At 72.7% G+C, this 24,070-nt stretch carries 20 protein-coding genes; 13 read left to right on the top strand and 7 right to left on the bottom strand.

All coding sequences use genetic code 11. The annotated features are described in order from the left end of the window. Positions 1-54 precede the first annotated feature (54 nt). Complete coding sequence (locus ABTZ99_RS02945) at positions 55-1,236, top strand: AI-2E family transporter (protein ID WP_498771958.1); 1,182 nt, start codon at positions 55-57, stop codon at positions 1,234-1,236. On the opposite strand, the gene ABTZ99_RS02940 is transcribed toward ABTZ99_RS02945, so the two are convergent. Further along, entirely contained in the window at positions 1,237-2,433 is a 1,197-nt protein-coding gene (locus tag ABTZ99_RS02940; RefSeq protein ID WP_498771446.1) for a GGDEF domain-containing protein, read from the bottom strand. 223 nt (positions 2,434-2,656) lie between these two features. Between ABTZ99_RS02940 and macS the strand changes: the two genes are divergently transcribed. From macS to ABTZ99_RS02910, 6 genes are read left to right on the top strand one after another with little or no spacing between them, the layout of a single operon-like run. Continuing rightward, on the top strand, positions 2,657-3,763 hold the full coding sequence (gene macS, locus ABTZ99_RS02935) for a MacS family sensor histidine kinase (protein WP_498771444.1): 1,107 nt from the start codon (positions 2,657-2,659) through the stop codon (positions 3,761-3,763). Next, positions 3,760-4,410, top strand: a complete 651-nt coding sequence (locus ABTZ99_RS02930; RefSeq protein WP_498771442.1) for a response regulator — start codon at positions 3,760-3,762, stop codon at positions 4,408-4,410. Before macS ends, ABTZ99_RS02930 begins: the two co-directional genes overlap by 4 nt. Positions 4,411-4,413: 3 nt before the next feature. Then, positions 4,414-4,983, top strand: coding sequence for a DUF1707 SHOCT-like domain-containing protein (locus ABTZ99_RS02925; RefSeq protein ID WP_498771440.1), 570 nt, complete (start codon positions 4,414-4,416; stop codon positions 4,981-4,983). Between the two features lie 42 nt (positions 4,984-5,025). Beyond that, positions 5,026-6,489: an SDR family oxidoreductase gene (locus ABTZ99_RS02920; protein WP_498771438.1), complete on the top strand. Its 1,464-nt coding sequence runs from the start codon at positions 5,026-5,028 to the stop codon at positions 6,487-6,489. A gap of 36 nt (positions 6,490-6,525) precedes the next feature. Beyond that, positions 6,526-7,560 carry an L-threonine 3-dehydrogenase gene (gene tdh / locus ABTZ99_RS02915; RefSeq protein ID WP_499607691.1) on the top strand — a complete coding sequence of 345 codons (1,035 nt, stop codon included), beginning with the start codon at positions 6,526-6,528 and terminating at the stop codon, positions 7,558-7,560. Beyond that, positions 7,560-8,738: a glycine C-acetyltransferase gene (locus ABTZ99_RS02910; RefSeq protein WP_499607688.1), complete on the top strand. Its 1,179-nt coding sequence runs from the start codon at positions 7,560-7,562 to the stop codon at positions 8,736-8,738. The genes tdh and ABTZ99_RS02910 overlap by 1 nt, the downstream gene beginning before the upstream one ends. A gap of 4 nt (positions 8,739-8,742) precedes the next feature. On the opposite strand, the gene ABTZ99_RS02905 is transcribed toward ABTZ99_RS02910, so the two are convergent. Beyond that, positions 8,743-8,937 carry a hypothetical protein gene (locus tag ABTZ99_RS02905; RefSeq protein ID WP_498771432.1) on the bottom strand — a complete coding sequence of 65 codons (195 nt, stop codon included), beginning with the start codon at positions 8,935-8,937 and terminating at the stop codon, positions 8,743-8,745. 51 nt (positions 8,938-8,988) lie between these two features. On the opposite strand from ABTZ99_RS02905, the gene ABTZ99_RS02900 reads away from it, so the two are divergent. After that, positions 8,989-9,861 (top strand): LysR family transcriptional regulator, encoded by an 873-nt coding sequence (locus ABTZ99_RS02900; protein WP_498771430.1) that lies wholly within the window; start codon positions 8,989-8,991, stop codon positions 9,859-9,861. Here the strand turns inward: ABTZ99_RS02900 and ptsP are convergent. Beyond that, entirely contained in the window at positions 9,855-11,486 is a 1,632-nt protein-coding gene (ptsP, locus tag ABTZ99_RS02895; protein ID WP_498771428.1) for a phosphoenolpyruvate--protein phosphotransferase, read from the bottom strand. The genes ABTZ99_RS02900 and ptsP overlap by 7 nt on opposite strands. Positions 11,487-11,763: 277 nt before the next feature. Continuing rightward, positions 11,764-12,624: a ribokinase gene (locus tag ABTZ99_RS02890; RefSeq protein WP_499607684.1), complete on the bottom strand. Its 861-nt coding sequence runs from the start codon at positions 12,622-12,624 to the stop codon at positions 11,764-11,766. A 96-nt stretch (positions 12,625-12,720) separates the two neighbouring features. Here ABTZ99_RS02890 and ABTZ99_RS02885 point away from each other — a divergent pair, with 96 nt between their 5' ends. Then, positions 12,721-14,784, top strand: coding sequence for a DUF2339 domain-containing protein (locus ABTZ99_RS02885; protein WP_499607681.1), 2,064 nt, complete (start codon positions 12,721-12,723; stop codon positions 14,782-14,784). 270 nt (positions 14,785-15,054) lie between these two features. After that, entirely contained in the window at positions 15,055-16,068 is a 1,014-nt protein-coding gene (locus ABTZ99_RS02880; RefSeq protein WP_499607678.1) for an outer membrane protein assembly factor BamB family protein, read from the top strand. A gap of 16 nt (positions 16,069-16,084) precedes the next feature. On the opposite strand, the gene ABTZ99_RS02875 is transcribed toward ABTZ99_RS02880, so the two are convergent. Beyond that, positions 16,085-18,214, bottom strand: a complete 2,130-nt coding sequence (locus tag ABTZ99_RS02875; protein WP_499607676.1) for an MMPL family transporter — start codon at positions 18,212-18,214, stop codon at positions 16,085-16,087. Between the two features lie 122 nt (positions 18,215-18,336). On the opposite strand from ABTZ99_RS02875, the gene ABTZ99_RS02870 reads away from it, so the two are divergent. Together ABTZ99_RS02870 and ABTZ99_RS02865 are read left to right on the top strand one after the other, a co-directional pair. Beyond that, complete coding sequence (locus ABTZ99_RS02870) at positions 18,337-19,086, top strand: TetR/AcrR family transcriptional regulator (RefSeq protein WP_499607673.1); 750 nt, start codon at positions 18,337-18,339, stop codon at positions 19,084-19,086. Between the two features lie 164 nt (positions 19,087-19,250). Continuing rightward, positions 19,251-19,856, top strand: coding sequence for a hypothetical protein (locus tag ABTZ99_RS02865; RefSeq protein WP_498771415.1), 606 nt, complete (start codon positions 19,251-19,253; stop codon positions 19,854-19,856). A gap of 21 nt (positions 19,857-19,877) precedes the next feature. Here ABTZ99_RS02865 and leuS read toward each other — a convergent pair whose 3' ends face one another. Continuing rightward, positions 19,878-22,679, bottom strand: a complete 2,802-nt coding sequence (leuS, locus tag ABTZ99_RS02860) for a leucine--tRNA ligase (RefSeq protein ID WP_499607670.1) — start codon at positions 22,677-22,679, stop codon at positions 19,878-19,880. A 251-nt stretch (positions 22,680-22,930) separates the two neighbouring features. Here leuS and ABTZ99_RS02855 point away from each other — a divergent pair, with 251 nt between their 5' ends. Continuing rightward, positions 22,931-23,335 (top strand): SdpI family protein, encoded by a 405-nt coding sequence (locus ABTZ99_RS02855; protein WP_498771411.1) that lies wholly within the window; start codon positions 22,931-22,933, stop codon positions 23,333-23,335. Here the strand turns inward: ABTZ99_RS02855 and ABTZ99_RS02850 are convergent. Beyond that, on the bottom strand, positions 23,332-23,913 hold the full coding sequence (locus tag ABTZ99_RS02850) for a YqgE/AlgH family protein (protein WP_498771409.1): 582 nt from the start codon (positions 23,911-23,913) through the stop codon (positions 23,332-23,334). The two genes, ABTZ99_RS02855 and ABTZ99_RS02850, sit on opposite strands and share 4 nt — an antisense overlap. Between the last annotated feature and the right edge of the window lie 157 nt (positions 23,914-24,070).

Here is a 24,070-nt window from a genome sequence, read left to right as displayed (position 1 = left end):
GCTACCGTGATCGGCGTGACCAGGAGTGATGAGATCAGCGAGAGGGTGCCGCGGATGCTGCGCGTCTCGGCTGCCCTGAGTTGGCGGTTCGTGGCCGTGGTCGCGGCGCTCTACGTGGTGTTCCACGTGGTCGGGTTCATGGCCACGATCGTCATCCCGACCGGGGTGGCGCTGCTGCTGGCGGCGCTGCTGTCGCCCGCGGTGTCGCAGTTGAACCGGGCGGGCATCCCGCGCGGCGTGGCCACGGGCGTGGTGCTCGTCGGCGGCATCGCGGTCGTGGGCGGCGTGCTGACGTTCGTGATCACCGAGTTCTCCAAGGGCCTGCCGCAGCTGCAGGAGCAGGTCAGCGCGAGCCTGGACACCATCCGCGGCTGGCTCAAGGACGGGCCGCTGCACCTGAGCGACGTCCAGCTCCAGCAGTACCTGGACCGGGTGGTGGAGACGGTCAAGGAGAACCAGACCGAGATCACCTCGGGGGCGCTCACCACGGCGGCCACCGTCGGCGAGCTGCTGACCGGGCTGATCCTCGCCCTGTTCACGCTCATCTTCTTCCTGCACGACGGTGACGCGATCTGGCGGTTCCTGATCCGGATCGTGCCGCGCGACGTGCGCGGTCGGGCCGACGTGGCGGGGCGGCGCGGTTTCGCCTCGCTCGTGTCGTACGTGCGGGCGACCGCGCTGGTGGCGGTCGTGGACGCGGTCGGCGTCGGCATCGGCCTGTGGATCGTGGACGTGCCGCTGGTGGTGCCGCTGTCGGCGCTGGTGTTCCTCGGCGCGTTCATCCCGATCGTGGGCGCGGTGATCACCGGCGCGGTGGCGGTGCTGGTGGCGCTGGTGGCCAACGGGCCGATCGAGGCGCTGATCATCCTGGCCGTGCTCATCGGCGTGATGCAGCTGGAGAGCCACGTGCTGCAACCGCTGCTGCTGGGGCGCGCGGTGAAGCTGCACCCGCTGGCCGTGGTGCTGGCGATCACCACCGGCCTCGTCGTGGGCGGCATCGCGGGCGCGCTGCTGTCCGTGCCGCTGCTGGCGGTGCTGAACTCGGGGATCAGGTCGTTGCTGTCGGAGTCGGACCGGGACGTGGAGCCGCGCCAGGTCGACGTGCTGGAGCCGCAGGAGAGCGGTCCGGTCGACACGGGCGGTGAGCGCGTCGACGACGAAGGAGTCGTCGACCGGATCCAGGACGCCCTGTCGGACGACACCGACCGCGGGCGCCCGGACGCCGGGCGGCCGTAGTCAGGCCATCTCGACCAGGTTGCGGCCGTAGCCCTTGGCCGCGAGCAGCGCGGCGTCGGCGGCCACCAGCAGGTCCGGCAGCTCGTAGCCGAACCGCTGGGTGGTCGCCACGCCGATGCTCACGGTGAGGCCGGTGAGCAGGTGCTCCCGGCCGTCCGTGCCGACGGTGGGCACGGCCAGGCCGGCCACGGCGTGCCGCACGCGCTGGGCGACGGACCGGGCGACGGCGGGCTCCGCGTCCGGCAGGAGCACGACGAACTCCTCGCCGCCGAAGCGGCCGACCAGGTCGCCGCGCCGGACCGTGCCGGTCAGCAGCAGGGCGACCGCGCTGAGCGCCGAGTCGCCCGCCAAGTGGCCGACCTCGTCGTTGACCCGCTTGAAGTGGTCGAGGTCGAGCAGCATCACGGCCATCGGCCGCTCGCGCGCCCGTGCCTTGGACAGCTCGTACCGGGCCCGGCTGTCCCAGTGCACGGCGTTGGCCAGGCCGGTCTTCGCGTCGCGCTGGGCCGAGCGCCGCCACTGCGGCAGCTGCGCCGCCCGTTCCAGCAGGGCCAGCGGCGGGCCGGCCATCAGCGCGTGCACCGGGGTGGTGACGGCGACGAAGCCCATCAGGCCGCCGATGCTCACCGCGACGATGCCGAGCACCACGTCGATCGGCTCGCCGATGACCTCCTCGCCGCGGGCGCGCGGGCTGCGCAGCTTCAGGCCGGTCGCGATCACGCCGGCGCGGAGCACCAGCAGCACGGTCGCGCCGAGCACCATGACGACGAGGTCCGTGCGCGGCTCGGCCCAGCCGATGACGTAGCGGGTGGCGAACACGGCCAGCGTGGTCGCGGACAGCGTGAACACCCAGCGGTGCGACTCGGGGCGCTGGGTCAGCACGCCGTGCAGCGCGGGGCCGAAGAGGAGCAGGACGAGCAGGTTGCACGGCAGCGCGACCAGGCCCGCGGTGAGGTAGCACAGGTGGGCGGCCCACGGGTTGCGCGCGGCCTCGCCCGCCCGGTGGCTGTAGATCGAGCTGCCGATGATCACCGCGCCGGCGGTGCCCGCGATCGCCGCGAACCGGCCGACCTCGCCGGGCGAGGGCTGCGGCGACGTGACGATCGCGTAGACCACGACGGCCAGCGCGAGCAGGTCCACGAGCAGCCAGTAGGCCAGCGCGGAGCGCTTCAGCGTCCACAGTGGCCAGTGGCGCACGCTCGGCCCTCCCTCGCCGCAGCAGCCCGCCGACGTGATCCCCACCCCCGGAGACGATCAGACCCGTGAGATCACGCTCGGTGACTCCCGCCAGCCTTCCACATGTGTCGGTATCGGAACAGACGGCCACCTGGGGGTTAGCTACGCCACTCCGACACGGCAATATTGGGGGTGAAGGGAGCACACCGTGCACACAAAGCCATCCGACCAGGGGACAGCGGCCATGGAGGACCCGGTCGCGCACCTCTGGCGGGGAACGGTAGCGCTACGCGTAGTGACGTTCCTGTTCGCTTTGGGCAACGTGATCGTCCAGCACAACTACTACGAGCGCCAGTGGCTCGCGTGGGCGACGATCGCGGCGATGGCCCTCTGGTCGGTGTTCACCATCCAGGCGTACAGCCGGGAGAGCGGGCGTCGGACGTGGATCGTGGTGGCGGACGTCGCGGTCACGTGCGGCCTGATGTCCCTCTCTCCGCTGATCATGACGGATGCTCAGTTCCTGTTCGACGTCCCGCTGATCACCACGATCTGGGCGGCCGGGCCGCCGGTGGCGGCGGGCGCGCTCGGCGGGCAGGTCGCGGGCGCGGTGTCCGGGTTCGCGGTCGGCCTGAGCACCTACCTCAACCGGGGCGGGCTCACCGTCGACCTGGTGCGGGACGTGGTCCTGTTGGCGGGCGCGGGTTTCGTGGTCGGCATGGCGTCGTCCACGGCGCGCCGCACGGCGGTGCGGCTGGCGCAGGCGTTGCGGACCGAGGCGGCCACGGCGGAGCGCGAGCGGCTGGCCCGGTCCATTCACGACGGTGTGCTGCAAGTGCTGGCCCGCGTGCGCAAGCGCGGCGCGGAGCTCGGCGGCGAGGCGGCGGAACTGGCCGAGCTGGCCGGTGAGCAGGAAGTCGCGCTGCGGTCGCTGGTGGCCGCCGCGCCGACCGAGTCCACCGTGGACGGCGACGCGGACCTGCGGCCGGCGTTGCAGCTGCTCGCCACGTCCCGGTTCCACGTGTCCACACCGGCCACCCGGGTGATGCTGCCCGCGGGCACGGCGTTCGAGCTGACCGCCGTGGTGCGCGAGGCCCTGTCCAACGTGGACAAGCACGCGGGCCCGGACGCGCGGGCGTGGGTGCTGCTGGAGGACCTCGGCGACGAGGTCGTGATCAGCGTGCGCGACGACGGCCCCGGCATCCCCGAGGGCCGGCTGGCCTCCGCCGAGGCGGAGGGGCGGATGGGCGTCGCCCAGTCCATCCGGGGCCGGGTCGAGGCGCTGCGTGGGACCCTTGAGCTGCAGACGGGGCCGGGGGAGGGCGCCGAGTGGGAGGTGCGGGTCTACAGATGAGCGTGTCCGTGATGGTGGTGGACGACCACCCGCTGTGGCGCGACGGTGTCGCGCGCGACCTGGCCGAACGCGGTTTCGAGGTGGTCGCGACCGCGGGCGACGCCGCGTCGGCCGTGCGGATCGCCCGCGCGGTGCGTCCCGACGTGGTGCTGATGGACCTCAACCTCGGCGAGACGACGGGGGTGGAGGCGACCACGATGATCACCGGGTCGCTGGAGGGCACCCGGGTGCTGGTGCTGTCCGCGAGCGGCGAGCACAGCGACGTGCTGGAGGCGGTGAAGGCGGGCGCGTCCGGTTACCTGGTGAAGTCGGCGTCGGCCGAGGAGCTGGTGGAGGCGGTGAACCGGACCGCGGCCGGTGACGCGGTGTTCACCGCCGGGCTGGCGGGGCTGGTGCTCGGCGAGTACCGGCGGATGGCCGCCACGCCCGACGACGACAAGCCGCAGCTCACCGAGCGCGAGACCGAGGTGCTGCGGCTGGTGGCCAAGGGCCTGACGGCGCGGCAGATCGCGAACCGGCTGGTCATCTCGCACCGCACGGTGGAGAACCACGTGCAGTCCACCCTGCGCAAGCTGCAACTGCACAACCGCGTCGAGCTGGCGCGGTACGCGATCGAGCACGGGCTCGACGTCGAGCCGGAGGGCTGACCCATGACCGACCCCAGGGACTTCCGGGTGTCCGACGCCGAGCGGGAGCACGTCGTCGGCCTGCTGCAGAAGGCGATCGGCCGCGGCCTGATCACGCTGGACGAGTTCACCGAGCGCACCGACACGGCGCTGGCCGCGCGGACCCGCGGCCAGCTCAACGCCGTGCTGCTGGACCTGCCGGGCATGGTGCACAACGAGCAGGTGCTCGCCGTGCCCGCCGACCGGCAGGAGCTGAAGGCGACCATGTCGACGGTCAACCGCAAGGGCAACTGGACGGTGCCGCGGCAGCTCGTCGTGCGCAGCCGGATGGGGTCGACGGACCTGGACTTCCGCGAGGCGTCCATCCCGCACGCGGTGGTGGACATCGAGCTGGACGTGACGGCCGGTTCGGTGAAGCTGGTGCTGCCGGAGGGCGCGACGGTCAACGCCGACGGCGTGGAGCTGGCCGCGAGCAACCTGAAGGACAAGGTCGGCACGGGCGTGAACGGCCGACCGCACTTCGTCGTGCACGGCCTGGTGCGCGCGGGCAACGTGGAGATCAAGAAGAAGACCCGCTGGTTCCGGCACGCCTGACCCCGTCGTGCGCTCCGGCCGTCGCGCGGTGAGGATCGTGGGGTGCACTGCCTCGTCACCGGCGCGACCGGCTACCTCGGCGGACGGCTCGTGCCCCGGCTGGTCGCGGCGGGCCACCGGGTCAGGTGCCTGGTCCGCGACCCGCGCAAGCTGCGGGACGTGCCGTGGGCCGGGCAGGTCGAGGTCGTGCGCGGCGACGTGCTCGACCCGGCCTCGCTGGACGCCGCGATGCGGGACGTCGACGTCGTGCACTACCTCGTGCACTCGTTGAGCGATCCGGACTTCGTCGACGCGGACCGGCGTGCCGCGGAGAACACCGCGCGCGCCGCGGCGGACGCGGGGGTGCGGCGGATCGTCTACCTGGGCGGACTGCACCCGCCGGGCGTGGCGCTGTCGCCCCACCTGGCCTCGCGCAAGGAGGTCGGGGACGTGTTCCTGCGCGGCCCGGTGCCCGCGGTGGTGCTGCAGGCGGCGGTGGTCATCGGGTCCGGCTCGGCGAGCTTCGAGATGCTGCGCTACCTCGCCGAACGCCTGCCGGTCATGGTCACGCCGCGCTGGGTGCGCAACCGGGTCCAGCCGATCGCGGTGCGGGACGTGCTGCGGTACCTGGTCGACGCGGTGGGGCTGCCGGCCGAGGTGAACCGGACGTTCGACATCGGCGGCCCGGACGTGCTGACCTACCTGGAGATGATGCTCCGGTACGCGGAGGTGGCCGGGCTGCGCCGGCGGCGCGTGCTGCCGGTGCCGGTGCTCACGCCGCGCCTGTCCGCGCACTGGGTCAACCTGGTCACGCCGGTGCCGCGGTCGATCGCGTCGCCGCTGATCGAGTCGCTGGTGCACGAGGTGGTGTGCCGGGAGCACGACATCGAGGCGTACCTGCCGGGCGCGAACACCGGCTACGACCGGGCGGTGGCGCTCGCGCTGGCGAAGGTCCGCGACGCGGACGTGGAGACCCGCTGGTCGGGGGCGTCGGTGCCGGGCGCGCCCGCCGACCCGCTGCCGTCCGACCCCGACTGGTCCGGCGGCTCGTCGTACGTGGACGTGCGGGAACGGCGGACCGCCGCGTCACCGGAGCGGCTGTGGCAGGTCGTGGAGGGCATCGGCGGCGAGCACGGCTGGTACTCGTTCCCCCTGGCCTGGGCGGTGCGCGGGTGGCTCGACCGGCTGGTCGGCGGTGTCGGGCTGCGGCGCGGGCGGCGTGACCCCCGGCGCCTGCACGTCGGCGAGGCGCTGGACTTCTGGCGGGTGGAGGAGCTCGACCGGGGACGGCTGCTGCGGTTGCGCGCGGAGATGCGGGTGCCGGGGCTGGCCTGGCTGGAGCTGCGGGTCGCGGCGGCCGACGGCGGCGGGTCGACCTACCGGCAACGGGCGGTGTTCGTGCCGCGCGGGCTGGCCGGGCACGTGTACTGGTGGCTGGTGTGGCCGTTCCACGGGGTGGTGTTCGGCGGCATGGCCCGCAACATCACCTGTGAAGCTGAACTTACGAGTGAATTCAGAAAGTCCTGATGGACTGCACAAGAGGGTGGGAGCACACTCGCACGCATGAAGGCACTGGTCAAGGCGACCGCCGGGCCGGGGTTGTCGTTGACCGACGTCCCGGACCCCACCCCCGGCACCGGTGACGTGGTGGTCCGGGTCCTGCGCACCGGCATCTGCGGCACGGACCTGCACATCGACTCGTGGGACGAGTGGGCCGCGCACAACATCAGCGCGCCGCTCGTGCTCGGGCACGAGTTCGTCGGCGAGGTGGTCGAGACGGGCGCCGCGGTGACCGGGGTGAAGGTCGGCGACCTGGTCAGCGGCGAGGGCCACCTGGTCTGCGGCACGTGCCGCAACTGCAAGGCGGGCCGCCGGCACCTGTGCGCCAAGACCCGCGGCCTCGGCGTGCACAGCGACGGCGCGTTCGCGCAGTACGTGGTGCTGCCCGAGCAGAACGCCTGGGTGCACCGCGCGCCCGTCGACCTGGACGTGGCCGCGATCTTCGACCCCTTCGGCAACGCCGTGCACACCGCGCTGTCGTTCCCGGTCATCGGCGAGGACGTGCTGATCACCGGCGCCGGCCCGATCGGGATCATGGCGGCGGCCGTGGCCAAGCACGCGGGCGCGCGCAACGTCGTCATCACGGACGTCAGCGAGCACCGGCTGGACCTGGCCCGCAAGGTCGGCGTCGACCTCGCGCTCGACGTCACCGAGCGCACGATCGCCGACGCGCAGACCGAGCTCGGCATGTCCGAGGGCTTCGACGTCGGCATGGAGATGTCCGGCAAGCCGGTCGCGCTGCAGGAGATGATCGGCAACATGGCGCACGGCGGCCGGGTCGCCATCCTCGGCCTGCCCGCCGAGGAGTTCGCGGTCGACTGGAGCAGCGTCGTGCTCAAGATGCTCCAGATCAAGGGCATCTACGGCCGGGAGATGTTCGAGACCTGGTACTCGATGTCCGTGCTGCTGCAACGCGGCCTCGACCTGTCGCCGGTGATCACGCACCGGTTCGACTACACGGCCTTCGACGAGGCGTTCGCGACGGCGCGCGAGGGCAAGTGCGGCAAGGTCATCCTCGACTGGACGGGAGCTCACTGATGTACGGCGCGATGCGCGAGGACCTGCGGACCGGCCTGGACGAGATCCGCGCGGCCGGGCTCTACAAGGCGGAACGGGTGATCGGCACGCCGCAGAACGCCGCCGTGCGCGTCGGCTCCGGCGCCGAGGTGCTGAACTTCTGCGCCAACAACTACCTGGGCCTGGCCGACCACCCGCGGCTGGTCGAAGCCGCGCACGAGGCGTTGGACCGGTGGGGCTTCGGCATGGCGTCCGTGCGGTTCATCTGCGGCACGCAGGAACCCCACAAGGAGCTGGAGCTGCGGCTCTCGCAGTTCCTGGGCACCGAGGACACGATCCTCTACAGCTCGTGCTTCGACGCCAACGGCGGCCTGTTCGAGACCCTGCTCGGCGCGGACGACGCGATCATCTCCGACGAGCTGAACCACGCGTCGATCATCGACGGCGTGCGGCTGTCCAAGGCCCGCCGGTACCGCTACAAGAACCGGGACATGGACGACCTGGAGCGGCAGCTCAAGGACTCCGCCGACGCCCGCTACCGGCTGATCGCGACCGACGGCGTGTTCTCCATGGACGGCTACCTCGCGCCGCTGGACGAGATCTGCGACCTGGCCGAGCGGTACGACGCGCTGGTGATGGTCGACGACTCGCACGCGGTCGGCTTCACCGGCCCGAACGGTCGCGGCACCCCCGAGCTGTTCGGCGTGCAGGACCGGGTGGACATCGTCACCGGCACGCTCGGCAAGGCGCTGGGCGGCGCGTCCGGCGGCTACACCTCCGGGCGGGCGGAGATCGTGGAGATGCTGCGGCAGCGGTCGCGGCCGTACCTGTTCTCCAACTCGCTGGCGCCGTCGATCACCGCCGCCGCGATCGCCGCGCTCGACCTGCTCAGCTCGTCCGGCGAGCTGCTGACCAGGCTGCGCGAGAACACCGCGCTGTTCCGCTCGCGGATGACCGAGGCGGGCTTCGACCTGCTGCCGGGCGAGCACCCGATCATCCCGGTGATGATCGGCGACGCGGCCGAGGCGTCCCGGATGGCCGACCTGCTGCTGGAGCAGGGCATCTACGTGATCGGCTTCTCGTACCCCGTCGTGCCGCACGGCAAGGCGCGGATCCGGACCCAGATGTCGGCGGCCCACTCGACCGACGACGTGAACCGCGCCGTGGACGCGTTCATCGCGGCCCGCGACCGGATGTGAGGGCTCACTTCTTGCCGCCGGGGCCCCAGATGCCGGCGAACACGAGCAGGATCGCCGACACCAGGATCGTGAGGGTCACCACGACGCCGTTCATCTCCGGCTCGCCCGCCCGGGCGCTGGGCACGACGAAGCCGAACACGACCAGCACGAGCAGGCCGAGACCGGCGATGATCGATTCCGTGGCGCGGAGCGAACGCATGGCTCTTGGTACCGCACGCGGGCTGGGCGTGCACGTCGTGACGACGTACCCGTGATCGACCCACGACGGCTGCGGGTGCTGCGCGCGCTCGCCGACCACGGCACCGTGACGGCGGCGGCGCAGGCCCTGCACCTCACGCCGTCCGCGGTGTCGCAGCAGCTGGCCGCCCTGGAGTCCGAGGTGGGGCACGAGCTGCTGCGGCGGCGTGGCCGGCGGGTGTCGTTGACCGCCGCCGGCGAGCTGCTGGTCCGGCACGCCAACGCGGTGGCCGCGGAGCTGGAGCGGGCGCAGGCGACGCTGGCCGCGTTCACCTCCGGCGCGACCGGGCGGGTCGAGGTCGGCAGCTTCGCGTCGGCGATCACGCAGGTCGTCGCGCCCGCGCTGGCCGCGCTGCGGGTGACCGCGCCGGACGTGACGCTGCGGGTGCGCGACGTGGAGGGGCACGCCAGCGTGCCGCTGCTGCTCGACGGCGAGATCGACCTGGCGATCACCGAGGAGTACCGGCTGCGCACCGACGACCGGCGGCTGACCCGGTTCCCGCTCTACACCGAGCCGTTCGACGTGGTGCTGCCGCCGGCGCACCCGTTGGCCGGTCGGGCGGAGGTGGACCTGGCCGACCTCGCGGACGACGACTGGGTCGTGACGCTGCCCGGCAACCCGGTGCGCGACGTCGTGCAGCTGGCGTGCGAGGACGCCGGTTTCGCGCCGCGGATCACGCACACGTCCGACGACTTCCGGGCCATCGGCGCGTTGGTGCGGGCGGGCGCGGGGGTGGCTCTGGTGCCCCGCAACGCCGTGCGCGGCGTGCCCGTGCGCGGCACGGCGCCGTTGCGGCGGGTGGTCGCGGCCGTTCGCCGGGGCAGCGAGGACCACCCGTTGATCCAGCTGGTCCGGGACGCCCTGCTGGACGCCGTCGGTCAGTGAGGGGCGCGGGCCGCCAGCTTCGCCGACGCCGGGTCCGCCGCCGCCACCGCGCCGCGGGCTGCCAGCTGGCACAGGTCGAAGCTGGTCGAGGCGAGCTTCGCGCCCACGCCCGCCAGCGCCGTGTGGTTCATCGACAGGCTCGTCACGCCCAACCCGGTCAGCACGCACGCCAGCAGCGGATCGGCGGCGGCCTCACCGCAGACGCCCACCGGCTTGCCCGCGGCCGTGCCCGCGTCGCCGACCAGCTTGATCAGCCGCAGCAGGGCGGGCTGCCACGGGTCGTTGAGCGCGGCCACCGCGCCGACCTGCCGGTCCGCCGCGAACACGTACTGGGCCAGGTCGTTGGTGCCGATGGAGACGAAGTCGACCGCGGCCAGCACCTCGTGGGCGCTCAGGGCCGCCGCCGGGATCTCGATCATCACGCCCGCGCGCCGGATGCCGGCCGCGCGCGCCCGTTCGGCGAACCACGCGGCCTCGGCGGCGGTGGCGACCATCGGCGCCATCACCGACACGTCGGCGTCGGTGTCGGCGGCCGCGAGCGCGATCGCTTCGAGCTGGCGTTCCAGCACGTCGGGGCGGTCGAAGGCGACCCGGAGGCCGCGCACGCCCAGGGCGGGGTTCGGCTCCGGCTCGGGCGCCAGGAACGGCAGCGGCTTGTCCGCGCCCGCGTCCAGCGTGCGGACCACGACGGGCTTGCCCGCGAACGGCGCCAGCACCGCCGCGTACGCCTCGCGCTGCTCGGCCACCGACGGCTCGGTCGCGGCGGACAGGAAGCAGAACTCGGTCCGGAACAGGCCGACGCCCTCCGCGCCACCGGCCGCCGCCGCGACCGCGTCGGCGGGGGAGCCGACGTTGCCGAGCACCTTCACCCGGTACCCGTCGCGCAGCACGCCGACGCCGTTCCACTCCGCCCGGCCCGCGACGTGCGCCGCGCGGACCGTGCCGTCGGAGGCCTGCACCACGCCGGTGTCGCCGTCCACGAGCAGGGCGGGCACGTCGAGGTCGAGCACGCCGCGGCACGCCACCACGGCCGGGATGCCGAGCGACCGGGCCAGGATCGCGGTGTGCGAGGTGGGTCCGCCCTCCTCGGTGACCAGGGCCAGCACCTTGGCCGGGTCGAGGCCGGCGGTGTCGGCGGGGGCCAGGTCGCGGGCCACCAGCACGGACGGCGAGGCGAGCGACGGCACACCGGGCGCGGCCACGCCGAGCAGTTCGGCGACCAGCCGGTCGCGGACGTCGCGGACGTCGCGGGCCCGTTCGGCCATGTACCCGCCCGCCGCTTCGAGTGCCGTGATGAACCCGCCGGCGGCCTGGTGCACGGCCCGTGCGGCGGGCAGGGAGTCGGACGTGACCAGCTTCTCGGCCTGGGACAGCAACGCGGGGTCGGCCGCCATCGCCGCCGTGGTCTCCAACACGTCCTTCGCGTCACCGCTCGCCGCGGCGGCCCGTTCGCGCAACCGGGCCACCACCACCTCCGCCGCGGGCCTGATCCGCGCCGCCTCGGCCACCGGATCCGCCGGCGCGGGCCCGACCGGCGGTTCCCCCAGGGGCTCGGCGACCCGGACCACGGGCCCCGACGCCCGCCCGGAACTCACCCCGACACCACTCAGCCGCGCACTCGACATGGTCTAGACCATACCCTCAGGTCGACGGGACGTGAAGGACAAGCCAACGCCACCGACCCCGAACCCGCTACCCGGCCCGCGACATCGGCAGCCCGGCCATGGCAGCAGCGCCCAGCCACGCCAGCACACGCCCACCCCTGCCCTCGCCCCGCCTTCGCCCCGGCCGGAACCGGCCGGAACTGTGCGGAAGGGCTTCGCAGGGGTCCCCGCCAAGGGGATCCCTTGCTTTCATTCTGCCGGCGAGGTCCGACATTTTCGGGTGGTCGGTGGTGCGGGTTCATCCGGTTCGCAGTTGGGCCAGGGTCGGGTAGGAGGGTTGGGCGCCGGGCGAGGTCACCGAGTGGGCGGCGACGCGGGCGGCGAAGGTGGCGGCTTCCGGTAGGGACGAGTCGGACGACAGGGCGACCGCCAGGGCGCCGGCGAACGCGTCGCCGGCACCCGTCGTGTCCACAACGGACACCGCGGGCGCGCCGACCTCGACCACACCGGACGGTGTGATGACGGCCGCGCCGCGGGCGCCCAGCGTGACCACGGCGGACTTCGGGCCCAACGCCAGCAGCCCTTCGAACGACGACGCCAGCGACGCCGCCTCGTGCTCGTTCACGATCAGCGGGTCCAGCAGCGCCATCGTCTCCGCGGGCACCTCGACCACCGGCGACAGGTTCAGCACCGGCCGGACGCCGTGGGACGCCGCCACCCGCACGGCGTGCGACACGGTCGGCACGGGCACCTCCAGGGAGCACACCAGCACCGACACGTCGTCCCAGGTCAGGGCGTCCACATCGGACACACCGAGGTCGGAGTTGGCGCCGGGGGCGACGACGATCGAGTTCTCACCGTCCGGCGTCACGGTGATGTAGGCCAAGCCCGTGGGCCGGGAGGACGTGCGCACGAAATCGGTCCGCACACCCGACGACGACAGGGAGCCCAACAACAACTCCCCGTACTGGTCCCCGCCCACCGCACCTGCGAACGCCACCGACGCGCCCAGCCGAGCGGCGGCCACGGCGGTGTTCGCGCCCTTGCCACCGGGCAGGACGACGGTGTCGCCGCCGAGCACCGTCTCACCGCCGGCGGGTCGGCGTGGCACCGAGACGACGAGGTCCGCGTTGGCCGAACCGAGCACGAGAACAGTCACGGTGGCACTGTGCCAGGTCCCGGCGTGACCGGTTCGGTACCGGGTTGAGTAGTGGTACGGATTCCGGATACACCGGATCCGGGCGACTCTGGTCACATGACCGGTACTGGGCAGGACCCGTTGACGAGGCTCGCGTACGAACTCGGGCACCTCGGCCGCCGCTTGGAGGCGGTGGGCCAGGAACTGCACCGGGTCGGCAGCGCCCAAGCGGTGACGACGTCGACCGCTCCGCTCGCCCCCGGCACGGCGGCCGCACCTACCTCCGGCACGCCCGTGACCAGCGCGCCCGTGACCAATGCGCCGGTGACCAGTGCGCCGGTGACGGGCGCGCCCGCGAGTGAGCCGACCGCGCCCGCCCCACTGCAGACCGAGCCGGCCCAGACCGCGCACGCTCCAGCCCAGACCGCGCACGCCCCGGCCCAGACCGCGCACGCCCCGGCCCAGCCGGCCGCTCCCACCTACCCGACGGCGCCCCGACCGCCCGCCCACCCGAACGGCCCGGCGGCCTACCCCGCGCCCCAGCCCGGCTACGCACCACCACCGCAGGGTCCACTCCAGGGCCCGCCGCAGGGCTGGGGCCAACCCGCCCCGTACTGGCCACCGACCCCTCCGCCGCCGCCCGGCCCCACGCTCTTCGACCGCCTCGCCAAGGACGGCGCGGGCAGCAAGCTCCTCGCCTGGGTCGGCGGCGCGGTCACGCTGCTCGGCGTCGTCCTCCTCCTGGTCCTGGCCGTCCAACGCGGCTACCTCGGCCCCCTGCCCCGCGTCCTCGGCGGCGCCGCGCTCGGCGGCGTGCTGGTCGGCCTCGGCCTGTGGCTGCACCGCACCCCGGCCGGCCGCACCGGCGCGTTCGCCCTCGCCGCCACCGGCATCGCCGTGCTCTACCTGGACGTCATCGCCGCCACCTCGATCTACGACTACCTGCCAGGAGGCGGGGGTCTGGCCACGGGCCTGCTCATCGCGGGCGGCGGGCTGCTGCTCGCGCTGCGCTGGGACTCGGCCGCCCTCGCCATCGGCGTGGTCGCGGCCTGCGCCGTGTGCGCACCCGTCCTCACGCAGGGGTTCACGCCGCTGCTCGTGGCGTTCCTGCTGGTCCTGAAGATCGCGGCGAGCCCGGTGCACCTCAAGCGCGACTGGCCGTGGCTCGCGGTCACCGCGGGCGTGCCGCCGCTGATCGCCTCGGTCCTGGTGATCGGCCGCACGGACGAGTACGCGCTGGCCGGGATCTCCTTGCTCGCCGCCGTGATCGGCGTGGCCGCCGCCGTGCTCACCATCAACGCCCGACCCGCCGACACCACCGCGCTCGCCCTCGCCGTCGGCTCGCCGCTGCCCGCCCTGCTCACCACCGCCGTCCTGGACCGCACCCTCGGCGCGGGTGTCGCCGGCGCGGTCGCGGTGCTGATGCTCGCGCTGTGGGCGGCCGGTCGGCGCTCGTTGCCGAAGAACTTCACCGCGGCCGTCGGCGCGGTCGGCGTGTTCGCGTTGTTCCAGGCCACGACGATCGCCCTGGACGGCGGCACGCGGGCCGCGGTGGTGCTGGCCGAGGCCCTGGTGCTGGCGTTCCTGGCCAAGGTCCTCGCGTCGCGCGGTCCGCTGGTCGGCTCGCTCGTGTTCGGCGCCATCGGTTTCCTGCTCACCGTCGCGCACGCCGTGCCGCCGCGACTGCTGCTGGACGAACCGTGGCGCGTGGACAGCTCGGGGTTCCTGGTGTCCGGCATGCTGACCGCGCTGGTCCTCGGGGTGCTCGTGGTCGTGCTGCCGTGGGTCGCTTCGGGCCTGGGGATCCTGGGCAGGCACCCGTTCCCGTGGATCGTCACGGGTGTCGTCCTGCTGTACGCGGCGGCCGGTGTCGTGTTGTGCGGTGCGCTGCTGGTGTCGCAGGACGTGACCGGATTCCTCTTCGGTCACTCGATCGTGACGGTGTCGTGGACGGTCGCCGCGCTGGTGCTGCTGGTGCGCGGCATCGACCGGAAGTCCCTGCGGGTGGCCGGGTTGGTGCTGGTCGGCGCGGCGGTGGCGAAGTTGCTGCTGTTCGACATGGCCGCGTTGGACGGCATCGCGCGCGTGCTCGCGTTCATCGGCGCGGGCCTCGTCCTCCTGACGGCGGGCACGCGTTACGCCAAGCTGGTGGCAACTCGGCGAATTTCGGCTGATTCGTAGCTCTCGGGATCCAAAACGGCCCGGACTGCGTCAACCTGGTGTAGAGGTCTACGTCGTCGGGGTACGACCACCGGTGCTCCGGCACCGGCAGGGGTCCGGCGTCGGTCGTTTCGCCCCCCGAGCGACCGGCGCCGGGCGCACCGCCGCCGTTGCCGCCCGTCCCGCCGCCGCGGGCGGCAGCCCGACCCCATCACCCGGTCCGGCACCAAAAGGCACCCGTCCGTAGGACGAGGGTGGATCCCAACCGCGCGGCGGTGTTCCCATCCAGCCATGTGGGGACGACGACGCACCGCAGCCCTGGGCACCGCAGCCGTCCTCCTCGCCGCCGCGCTCTCCGCCGCCGGCCAGGAGCGGTCGCACGTCGTCACCGTCGCCGGCACACCCGCGCCCCGGGCCTACGTGATCACCCACGACGGCCGGGTGCAGGTGCTCGACACCACCGACGGCCGGGTCGTGGCGAGCGCCAACACCGGCGCGTGGACCACGGGCGCGGCGGTCGCGCCGGGTGGCCGGCGGGTGTACGTGGTCAACGGCTGGGCGGGCGTGATCACGGCGGTCGACCCGGTGGCGGGCAAGGTCGTCGGCCGCATCGACGCCCGCGCGCAGCTCGCGCAGGCGGTGCTGCGCCCGGACGGCGAACGCCTCTACGTCACCGGCAGCGGCGCGGTCGCGGTGGTCGACCCGTCGACGTTCCGCCTGGTCGCGGCGATCAGGGCGGGCGGGCAGCCGCAGGGCATCGCGGTCACGCCCGACGGCCGCCGGCTGTACGTGGCCAACGCGCAGGACGGCACGGTGAGCGTGCTCGACACCGAGACCGCGAGCCCGCGGACCACGATCGACGTCGAGGGCATGCCGCAGCACGTCGCGGTCAGCCCGGACGGCGCCGCGGTCTACGTCAGCTCGCTCGACGTCGGCGAGGGCGGCGGCACCGTCTCCATGATCGACGCGCGCACCGACGAGCTGCGCTGGTCGACGCCGGTCGGCAAGGGCGCGGGCAGCATCGCGGTCACCCCGGACGGCCGCCGCGTCTACGTGGCCCTCAACCGCCGCGTGGCCGTCGTCGACACCACGACCCGCGCCGCGAAGTCGTTGCGGCTCAGGGCGAAGGCGCTGGCCATCGCGCCGGGCGACCGCCGCGTGTTCCTGTCCAGCGGCAACACCGCGACCGTGCTGGACAGCGCCGACAACCGGGTGCTGACCACGTTCCAGCTCGGCGGGTTGAACGACGGTGGCCGCGGCGTCACCGCCACGGCCATCGCGTTCGAACCGGTCGACCACTCCTGAGACGCCGACCGACCGCCTAGACGTGCTGCGGCAGCCGCTCGTCCTCCACCGGCGCCTCCTCGTGGATCGCCATCCGCTCCTGGATCCGCCGCAACGGCCCCGGGGCCCACCACGCGGCGTCGCCGAGCATCTTCATCACGGCGGGCACGAGCAGCATCCGCACCACGGTGGCGTCCAGCGCGAGCGCGAGGATCATGCCGACGCCGACGAACCGCATCATCGTGATCTGCGAGAACGCGAACGCGCCCGTCACCACGATCAGCAGCAGCGCCGCGGCCGTGATCACCCGGCCGGTCTTCGCCAGACCGGTGGTCACCGCCTCCTCGGTCGACGCGCCGCGACCGCGCGCCTCGACCATCCGGGACAGCAGGAACACCTCGTAGTCCGTGGACAACCCGAAGACCACGGCCGCCATCAGCACCACGATCCCGGACTCCAGCGGCGCGGGCGTGACGCCGAGCAGCGACGCGCCGTGCCCGTCCTGGAACACCCACACCAGCACGCCGAACGTGGCCGACAGGCTCAGCGCGCTCATCACCACGGCCTTGATCGGCAGCAGCACGGACCCGAACGCCAGGAACATCAGCACGAACGTCGCGCCGACCAGCAGCACGATCATCAGCGGCAGCTTCTCGCCGATGGCGTCGAGGCTGTCGCTCACCATCGCCGTGCTGCCGCCGACGAGCACCTCGTCACCGGGCCCGGCGAGCGCCCGCACGTCCCGCAGCGCCTGCTTGGACTCGTCGCTCAACGCGTCCTGGTCCAGCCCGGCGTTGACCAGCCACACGCCGTCGGCCGGCTCCGCCGCGACCTGCGCCTCGCCGACACCGGGCACCGCGGCGACGTCACCGACGAACTCCTGCACGGCCGCGGGCGACGGGTCGCCGGTGATCACGATCTTGAAGCCGGAGTTGGACAGCGCGGCGAAGTCCTCGTTGACCGTCTCCGCGGCGACGCGCGCCGGGTTGCCCTCGGGCAGCACCTTCTCGGTGACCTCGCCGAACTTCACGCCGAGGAACGGCGAGCCGAGCGCGAGCAGGACCAGCACGATCGGCAGCGCGAACAGCACCGGCCGCTTCATCACCCGGGCGGCGAGCCTGCGCCAGCCTGCCTCGGACGGCACCTTCGGCTGGTTGCCGGTTCCGCCGGCGGCCTTCTTGCGCCACGGCAGGGCGAGCTTGTCCACGCGGTGGCCCAGGACGGCCAGCAACGCGGGGAGCAGGGTGAGCGACACGACCGCCGCGATGGCCACCGCCGACATGCCGCCGTAGCTCAGGGACTTCAGGAAGCCGTGCGGGAACAGCAGGAGCCCGGCGAGCGCGATCACCAGCAGCGTCGCGGAGAACAGCACGGTGCGGCCCGCCGACATGACCGTCCGGCGCACGGCGTCCGGCGTGTCGCGGCCGGCGGCCAGCTCCTCGCGGAACCGGCCGACCATGAACAGGCCGTAGTCGATCGCCATGCCGAGGCCGAGCAGGCTGGCCACGTTGACCGCGAACGAGTTCACGTCGGCGACCAGCGAGACGGCGTGCAGCACGCCGAGCGAGCCCATGATCGCGAGACCGCCCACCAGCACCGGCAGCGACGCGGCGACCAGGCCGCCGAAGATGATCACGAGCAGGACGAGCACGATCGGCAGCGAGACGGCCTCGGCCTTGGTCAGGTCGGAGGCGGACATGTCGCTGATCGCCTTCTGGGTCGGCACCAGGCCGCCCACCTGCGCCTCCAGCCCGTCGACCTGGAGCCGGTCGGCGATCTGGTCGTACTGCTTGAGCTGCGTGTTCGAGTCACCCGAGGTCAGCGTGATCACGACGAGCGACTTGCCGCTCTGCGGCGACGGGAACGGCGGCTGCACCTTCAGCACGGCGTCCGCCGGGAGGTCGGCCAGCTCGCCGGCGATCTGCTGGAGCTTGGCGGGGTCGGTGGTGTTGTAGACCACCAGCACGTCGCCGCCCTGTCGGCCGAACGCGTCCTGCGCGACCTGGTTGGCCCGCGCGGCCTCGCTCGTCGGCGCCTCGTAGCCGCCCTGGCTGAGGCGGTCGAACACGCCGAGCCCCCAGATGCCGCCGACCACCGCCAGGGCCACCGTCGCGATCAACACCACCCATCTGCGGCGGTACGCCAGCGATCCCCACTTCGCGAACACGCGTCCTCCCAGGCAGATGGGTTACGGTTGGGTGAATGGCGTCAACTACGTAAACGGTGTTCACTCACCTGTCCCGAAGTTATACCCGGGTGAACGGTGTTTACAACCTGATTGGGTGACTTATGACCGAGGCCACTCGCCGTGAGCGGCTACGCGCTGAGACCGAGCGTGACATCCGGCGACAGGCCCGTGCCCTGCTCGTGGAGCACGGCCGGGACGCCGTCACTCTGCGTGCGATCGCACGTGAAGTCGGCATCACCGCCCCCGCGCTGTACCGGTACTACGACTCGCGCGAGGACCTGCTCCGCCGGCTCGCCGAGGACATCTGCACGGACCTGGCCGCCGAGCTCGACGCCGACCTCGACGGCATCGACGAGGACGACGTCAGCGCGCAGGTCTACGCGGTGTGCCGGGGCTTCCGGCGCTGGGCGCTCGCGCACCCGCAGGAGTTCACGCTGGTGTTCGCCTCCACCGAGGACGCGCTCGGCTCCTGCACCCCGGACGGCCGAGGCCAGGTCGGCGACCAGTTCGGCCGGGTGTTCCTGGAGGTCGCGGGCAGGCTGATCGCGAGCCACCCGCTGCCGGAGGACCTCGGCCACGACGCGCCGGAGAACCTGCACGCCGACCTGGCGGCGTTCCAGCAGGTGCTGCTGGCCACCGTGAACGACCGCGGCGTCGCGGTGGACGCGAGCGTGCTGCCGCTCGGCGCGGTCTACCACATCACGCAGTCGTGGGTGCGGATCTACGGTCACGTGGCCCTGGAGGTCTTCGGCCGCTTCCCGTTCGCGGTGTCCAACCCCGAGCCGATGTTCGACTCGATGCTCGCGCAGATCCTGGGAGAGATGGGTTTTCGTCACCTGACGCGTCCGTGAGCTGCGACTTCCGGGCATACCTGCTGGGCCGTTCGAGGGCTTTTCGCGTCCGCGGCGCAACCAGGGGCACCCGGGCGGGGTTGCATGTGGTGGCCGCAGCGGCGAGAACGACTCGGGGCGGGGGGATGGTGGCGGGGAAGAGTTCCGACAAGGGATCCGGCGGCGTGGCGTTAGTGGCCGCGGTGCTCGTCGTCCTCGCGGGCGCGGGCGGGGCCGGTGGCGCGGCGCTGAACTCGGGCGCGAGCGGCGGAGGCGGGGCGGCGGCCCCGGTGGAGAGCATCGGCGTCCGCAAGTGGGACGCCAAGCGCGCGGCGCGCGGCGGTGACACCGAAGGCGCGATGAGCCACCTCGGTGTCGGGATCAGCAAGCAGGCGGTCAAGCAGGAGCTCGACTGCGTGGCGAACTCGTTCGGCCAGGTGCGCGACTTCCTCGCCCAGACCCCGTGCACGTCGCTGGACCGCCTCCTGCTCGCCGTCGGCGACCAGGCGGGCAACGCGGCCGTGGTGTCGGTGGTGTGGGTGACGTTCCCGGGCCGCAACCACGCCCGGCAGTTCGACCGGGTCATCGACGTCGCGGGCTCCGGCGACGTGCAACCGCTCGGCGGCGGGGTGGTCGGCATGCCGGACGTCCGGTTCACCGCCACGCACTACTGGTCGGAGATCAAGGACACCACGATCACGATCGCCGAGTCCGAACCGGCAACCGGGCACGTCGAGCCGGACCTGCTCGACGCGATGACCGAAGTGGCCGCCCAGTTGCCCCGTCCGTGAACCGGCTGTCCGCGAACCCCGCTACAGCACCACGTTGACCAACCGGCCCGGCACGACGATCACCTTGCGCGGCGAGCCGCCGTTCAGCAGCTCGGCCACCTTCTCCTCGGCCAGCGCCGCCGCCTCCACCTCGGTCGCCGACGCCGACGCCGCCACGACCACGCGCGCCTTCACCTTGCCGTTGACCTGGATCGGGTACTCGACCGTGTCCTCGACCAGGTACTTCTCGTCCGCCGCCGGGAACGGGCCGTGCGCCAGCGAGTCGGTGTGGCCCAGCTTGGCCCACAGCTCCTCGGCGACGTGCGGGCTCAACGGCGCCAGCATCAGCGCCAGCGGCTCGGCCAGCGCGCGCGGCGCGCCGCCCGGGAAGTGCTTGGTGACGTGGTTGTTCAGCTCGATCAGCTTCGCGCCCGCCGTGTTGTAGCGCAGGTTCGCGAAGTCGTCGTGCACGCCCGCGATCGTCTTGTGCAGCAGCCGCAGCGCGTCCTCGCCCGGGTCCTCGTCGGTGACCCGCGGCTCGCCCGTGGTCTCGTCGACCAGGTTGCGCCACAGCCGCTGCAGGAACCGCTGCGCGCCGACGACGTCCTTGGTCGCCCACGGCCGCGAGACGTCCATCGGGCCCATCGACATCTCGTACAGCCGGAACGTGTCGGCGCCGTACTTCTCGCACATCTCGTCCGGCGTGACGACGTTCTTCAGGCTCTTGCCCATCTTGCCGTACTCGCGCTTGACCTCTTCGCCGTCGAAGAAGTACTTGCCGTCGCGCTCCTCCACCTCCTCGGCGGGCACGGGGGTGCCGCGCGAGTCGCGGTAGGCGTAGGCCTCGATGTAGCCCTGGTTGAACAGCCGCCGGTACGGCTCGTCGCCGGACACGTGGCCCAGGTCGAACAGCACCTTCTGCCAGAACCGCGCGTACAGCAGGTGCAGCACCGCGTGCTCCACGCCGCCGATGTACAGGTCGACGCCGCCGGGGTCGGACGGGCCGTGCTCGTCGGTGCGCGGGCCCAGCCAGTACCGCTCGTTCTCCGCGTTGACGAACCGCTCGGACTCCGTCGGGTCCACGTACCGCAGCTGGTACCAGCACGAACCGGCCCAGTTGGGCATGGTGTTGGTCTCGCGCCGGTACTGCTTGGGCCCGTCGCCCAGGTCCAGCTCGACGGTGACCCAGTCCTCGGCGCGCGACAGCGGCGGCGACGGCTCGGAGTTCGCGTCGTCCGGGTCGAACGTGCGCGGCGAGTAGTCGTCCACGTCGGGCAGCTCGATCGGCAGCATCGACTCCGGCACCGCGATCGGCGTGCCGTCGGCGTCGTACACGACCGGGAACGGCTCGCCCCAGTACCGCTGCCGGGAGAACAGCCAGTCGCGCAGCTTGAACTGCACCGTGCCCTCGCCCCGGCCCTGCTCCTCCAGCCAGGCGATGATCTTCTTCTTGGCCTCGTCGACGTCCAGGCCGTCCAGGCTCACGCTGCTCTCGTGGCTGGAGTTCACCGCCGGACCGGAGCCCGTGTACGCCTCGCCGTCGAAGTCCTCCGGCGGCTGCACGGTCCGGATGATCGGCAGGTCGAACGCCTTGGCGAAGTCCCAGTCGCGCTGGTCCTGGCCGGGCACCGCCATGATCGCGCCGGTGCCGTAGCCCATCAGCACGTAGTCCGCCAGGTACACCGGGATCCGCGCGCCGTTGACCGGGTTGACCGCGTGCGCGCCGGTGAAGACGCCGGTCTTCTCCTTGTTCTCCTGCCGGTCCAGCTCGGACTTGCGCGACACCTCGGCGCGGTACGCGGCGATCGCGTCGGCCTGCTCGGCGGACGCGATCACGTCCACCAGCGGGTGCTCGGGCGCCAGCACCATGTACGTCGCGCCGAACAGCGTGTCGGGCCGGGTGGTGAACACCTCGACGTCGACGCCGTCGTGCCCGGCCACGGCGAACTTGACCCGGGCGCCGTGCGAGCGCCCGATCCAGTTGCGCTGCATCGCCTTGATCTTGTCCGGCCAGTCCAGCCGGTCCAGGTCGTCGATCAGCCGGTCGGAGTACGCGGTGATCCGCATCATCCACTGGCGCAGGGAGCGCCGGAACACCGGGAAGTTGCCGCGCTCGCTGCGGCCGTCCGCGGTGACCTCCTCGTTCGCCAGCACGGTGCCCAGGCCGGGGCACCAGTTCACCGGCGCCTCGGACAGGTACACCAGGCGGTGCTGCCCCAGCAGCTTCTCCCGCTCCGGGCGGGTCATCTCGGCCCACGGCTTGTCGGGCGTGGCCCGCTCACCGGACGCGAACTGCGCCTCCAGCTCGGCGATCGGCCTGGCCTTGCCCGCCGCCGGGTCGTACCAGGAGTTGAAGATCTGCAGGAAGATCCACTGGGTCCACTTGTAGTAGCCCGGGTCGATGGTGGAGATCCGGCGGCGCTCGTCGTGGCCCAGGCCCAGCCTGCGGATCTGCCGCAGGTAGGTCTGGATGTTGTCCTCGGTGGTCTTGCGCGGGTGCTGCCCGGTCTGCACGGCGTACTGCTCGGCGGGCAGGCCGAACGCGTCGAAGCCCATCGTGTGCAGCACGTTGCGGCCGTTCATCCGGTGGTACCGGGCGAACACGTCCGTGCCGATGAAGCCCAGCGGGTGGCCCACGTGCAGGCCCGCGCCCGACGGGTAGGGGAACATGTCCTGCACGAACAGCTTGTCCGCTGGCACCTCGCCCTTGAGCGGCCCGACCGGGTTCGGCGCGTGGAAGGTCCCCTCCTCCTCCCAGTGCTGCTGCCAGCGCCGCTCGATCTCGCCCGCCAACTGGGCGGTGTAGCGGTAGGCGGGCGTCGCGTCCGCCGCGTCGGTGCTCATCGGGATGTCCCTCTCCATCGGTACCTGCCCCTGACATGACGAAACCCCCCAGCCCGGAAGGGGCATGAGGGGTTGCCGCGCGGACCTGGCTGACGAGGTCTGCGCGGCTAGCTAAGGAGCAGGCGGGCCTTGCTCATGTCCTCCACGGTATCAGCGCAGCGCAAGTGCGTTGCACCGGGTGAGGCCGCGGCGGGCCCGCGAACCCGGGGCCGGCCCCACCCGGATCGGAGGACCGGCCTACCCTCGTCAGGGTGAACATCGTGCTGCCAGTGGTGCTGGGTCTGATCGGTGTCGCGTTCGCGACCATCGGCTTCCTCGGCGTGCGTGGCCTGCTGCGGCGCAACCGCTTCTTCGGTGTGCGCACCAAGGCCACGCTGCGCGACGACGAAACGTTCGCGCTGGCCAACAAGATCGCCGGCGTGCCGACCGCGACCGCGGGCGCGATCGCCCTCGTGGCGGCCTTCGCGGCGGCGGTCAACCCGGCGTTGGCGCTGGTCATCGGCCTGGTCGGGCTGGTCGGCAGCGTCGTGGTCGCGAGCGCGGGCGGCGTGCTCGGCCACCGGGCCGCCGAGGCGATGCCCGAGCAGGCGGCGCCCGCCGGCTGCGGCGGCTGCGCGTGCGGTGGCGGCGGCTGCAGCGTCCTGACCCGCGCCTAGTTCCGGCGGATGTCCGTCGGGAACGTCGCCATCAGCGCCGTCGGCATGCCCTGACGGCGCAGCACCCGTCCCCACAGGTCGACGTTCGGCGGCGTGAGCACGTCGTCGGGCAGGCCCTTCACCACGATCCAGTCGCCGCGCGCGACCTCGTTGCCGAGCTGGCCCTCGCCCCAGCCGGAGTAGCCGGCGAACACGCGCATCCCGCGCACCTTCGCCACCAGCACGTCCGGGTCCGCGTCCAGGTCGACCAGCGCCACCGGCCCGTGCACGCCGACCACACCGTCGAGTGACGCCAGGTCCTCGCCGGTGCGCAGCGCGGCCAGGCACAGCGCCGTCTTCTGCTCCACCGGCCCGCCGATGTAGACGGCCTGCGGCCTGCTCACGTGCGGGCCCCACGCGGGCAGCACGTCGTGGACGGCGACCTCGCTCGGGCGGTTCAGCACCACGCCGAGGCTGCCCTCGTCCCGGTGGTCGATGACGTAGACCACCGTCCGGAGGAAGTTGGGGTCGGTCAGAGTCGGTGCCGCGACCAGCAGGGAACCCGGTTCGACGTCGGCATCAGGGCGCACACCACGCATGATCCCAGACGACGACCGCGGGCCAGGCGACGCAGCACGCGCACCGCGCGGACGCGCCATTCCGCCGTCGGCGGAACATCCGGGTTACCGTGTTCGTTGTAGTGAGCGTCAGGCGCCATCGAGTCCCCCGGGCCCACTGAAACGCCTACGCGGAATA

Source organism: Actinosynnema sp. NPDC002837 (assembly GCF_040295345.1).
Classification (GTDB): Bacteria; Actinomycetota; Actinomycetes; order Mycobacteriales; family Pseudonocardiaceae; genus Actinosynnema.
Note: the sequence above shows the minus strand (reverse complement) of the source record. Positions and strands in the feature narration are given on the sequence as shown.

Excerpts from the sequence above, each read along its gene's own strand:
- ABTZ99_RS02945 (WP_498771958.1), top strand. The coding sequence starts at position 55 with ATGCTGCGCGTCTCGGCTGCCCTGAGTTGGCGGTTCGTGGCCGTGGTC.
- macS (WP_498771444.1), top strand. The coding sequence starts at position 2,657 with ATGGAGGACCCGGTCGCGCACCTCTGGCGGGGAACGGTAGCGCTACGC.
- ABTZ99_RS02930 (WP_498771442.1), top strand. The coding sequence starts at position 3,760 with ATGAGCGTGTCCGTGATGGTGGTGGACGACCACCCGCTGTGGCGCGAC.
- ABTZ99_RS02925 (WP_498771440.1), top strand. The coding sequence starts at position 4,414 with ATGACCGACCCCAGGGACTTCCGGGTGTCCGACGCCGAGCGGGAGCAC.
- tdh (WP_499607691.1), top strand. The coding sequence starts at position 6,526 with ATGAAGGCACTGGTCAAGGCGACCGCCGGGCCGGGGTTGTCGTTGACC.
- ABTZ99_RS02910 (WP_499607688.1), top strand. The coding sequence starts at position 7,560 with ATGTACGGCGCGATGCGCGAGGACCTGCGGACCGGCCTGGACGAGATC.
- ABTZ99_RS02905 (WP_498771432.1), bottom strand. The coding sequence starts at position 8,937 with ATGCGTTCGCTCCGCGCCACGGAATCGATCATCGCCGGTCTCGGCCTG.
- ptsP (WP_498771428.1), bottom strand. The coding sequence starts at position 11,486 with ATGTCGAGTGCGCGGCTGAGTGGTGTCGGGGTGAGTTCCGGGCGGGCG.
- ABTZ99_RS02885 (WP_499607681.1), top strand. The coding sequence starts at position 12,721 with ATGACCGGTACTGGGCAGGACCCGTTGACGAGGCTCGCGTACGAACTC.
- ABTZ99_RS02880 (WP_499607678.1), top strand. The coding sequence starts at position 15,055 with ATGTGGGGACGACGACGCACCGCAGCCCTGGGCACCGCAGCCGTCCTC.
- ABTZ99_RS02870 (WP_499607673.1), top strand. The coding sequence starts at position 18,337 with ATGACCGAGGCCACTCGCCGTGAGCGGCTACGCGCTGAGACCGAGCGT.
- leuS (WP_499607670.1), bottom strand. The coding sequence starts at position 22,679 with ATGAGCACCGACGCGGCGGACGCGACGCCCGCCTACCGCTACACCGCC.
- ABTZ99_RS02850 (WP_498771409.1), bottom strand. The coding sequence starts at position 23,913 with ATGCGTGGTGTGCGCCCTGATGCCGACGTCGAACCGGGTTCCCTGCTG.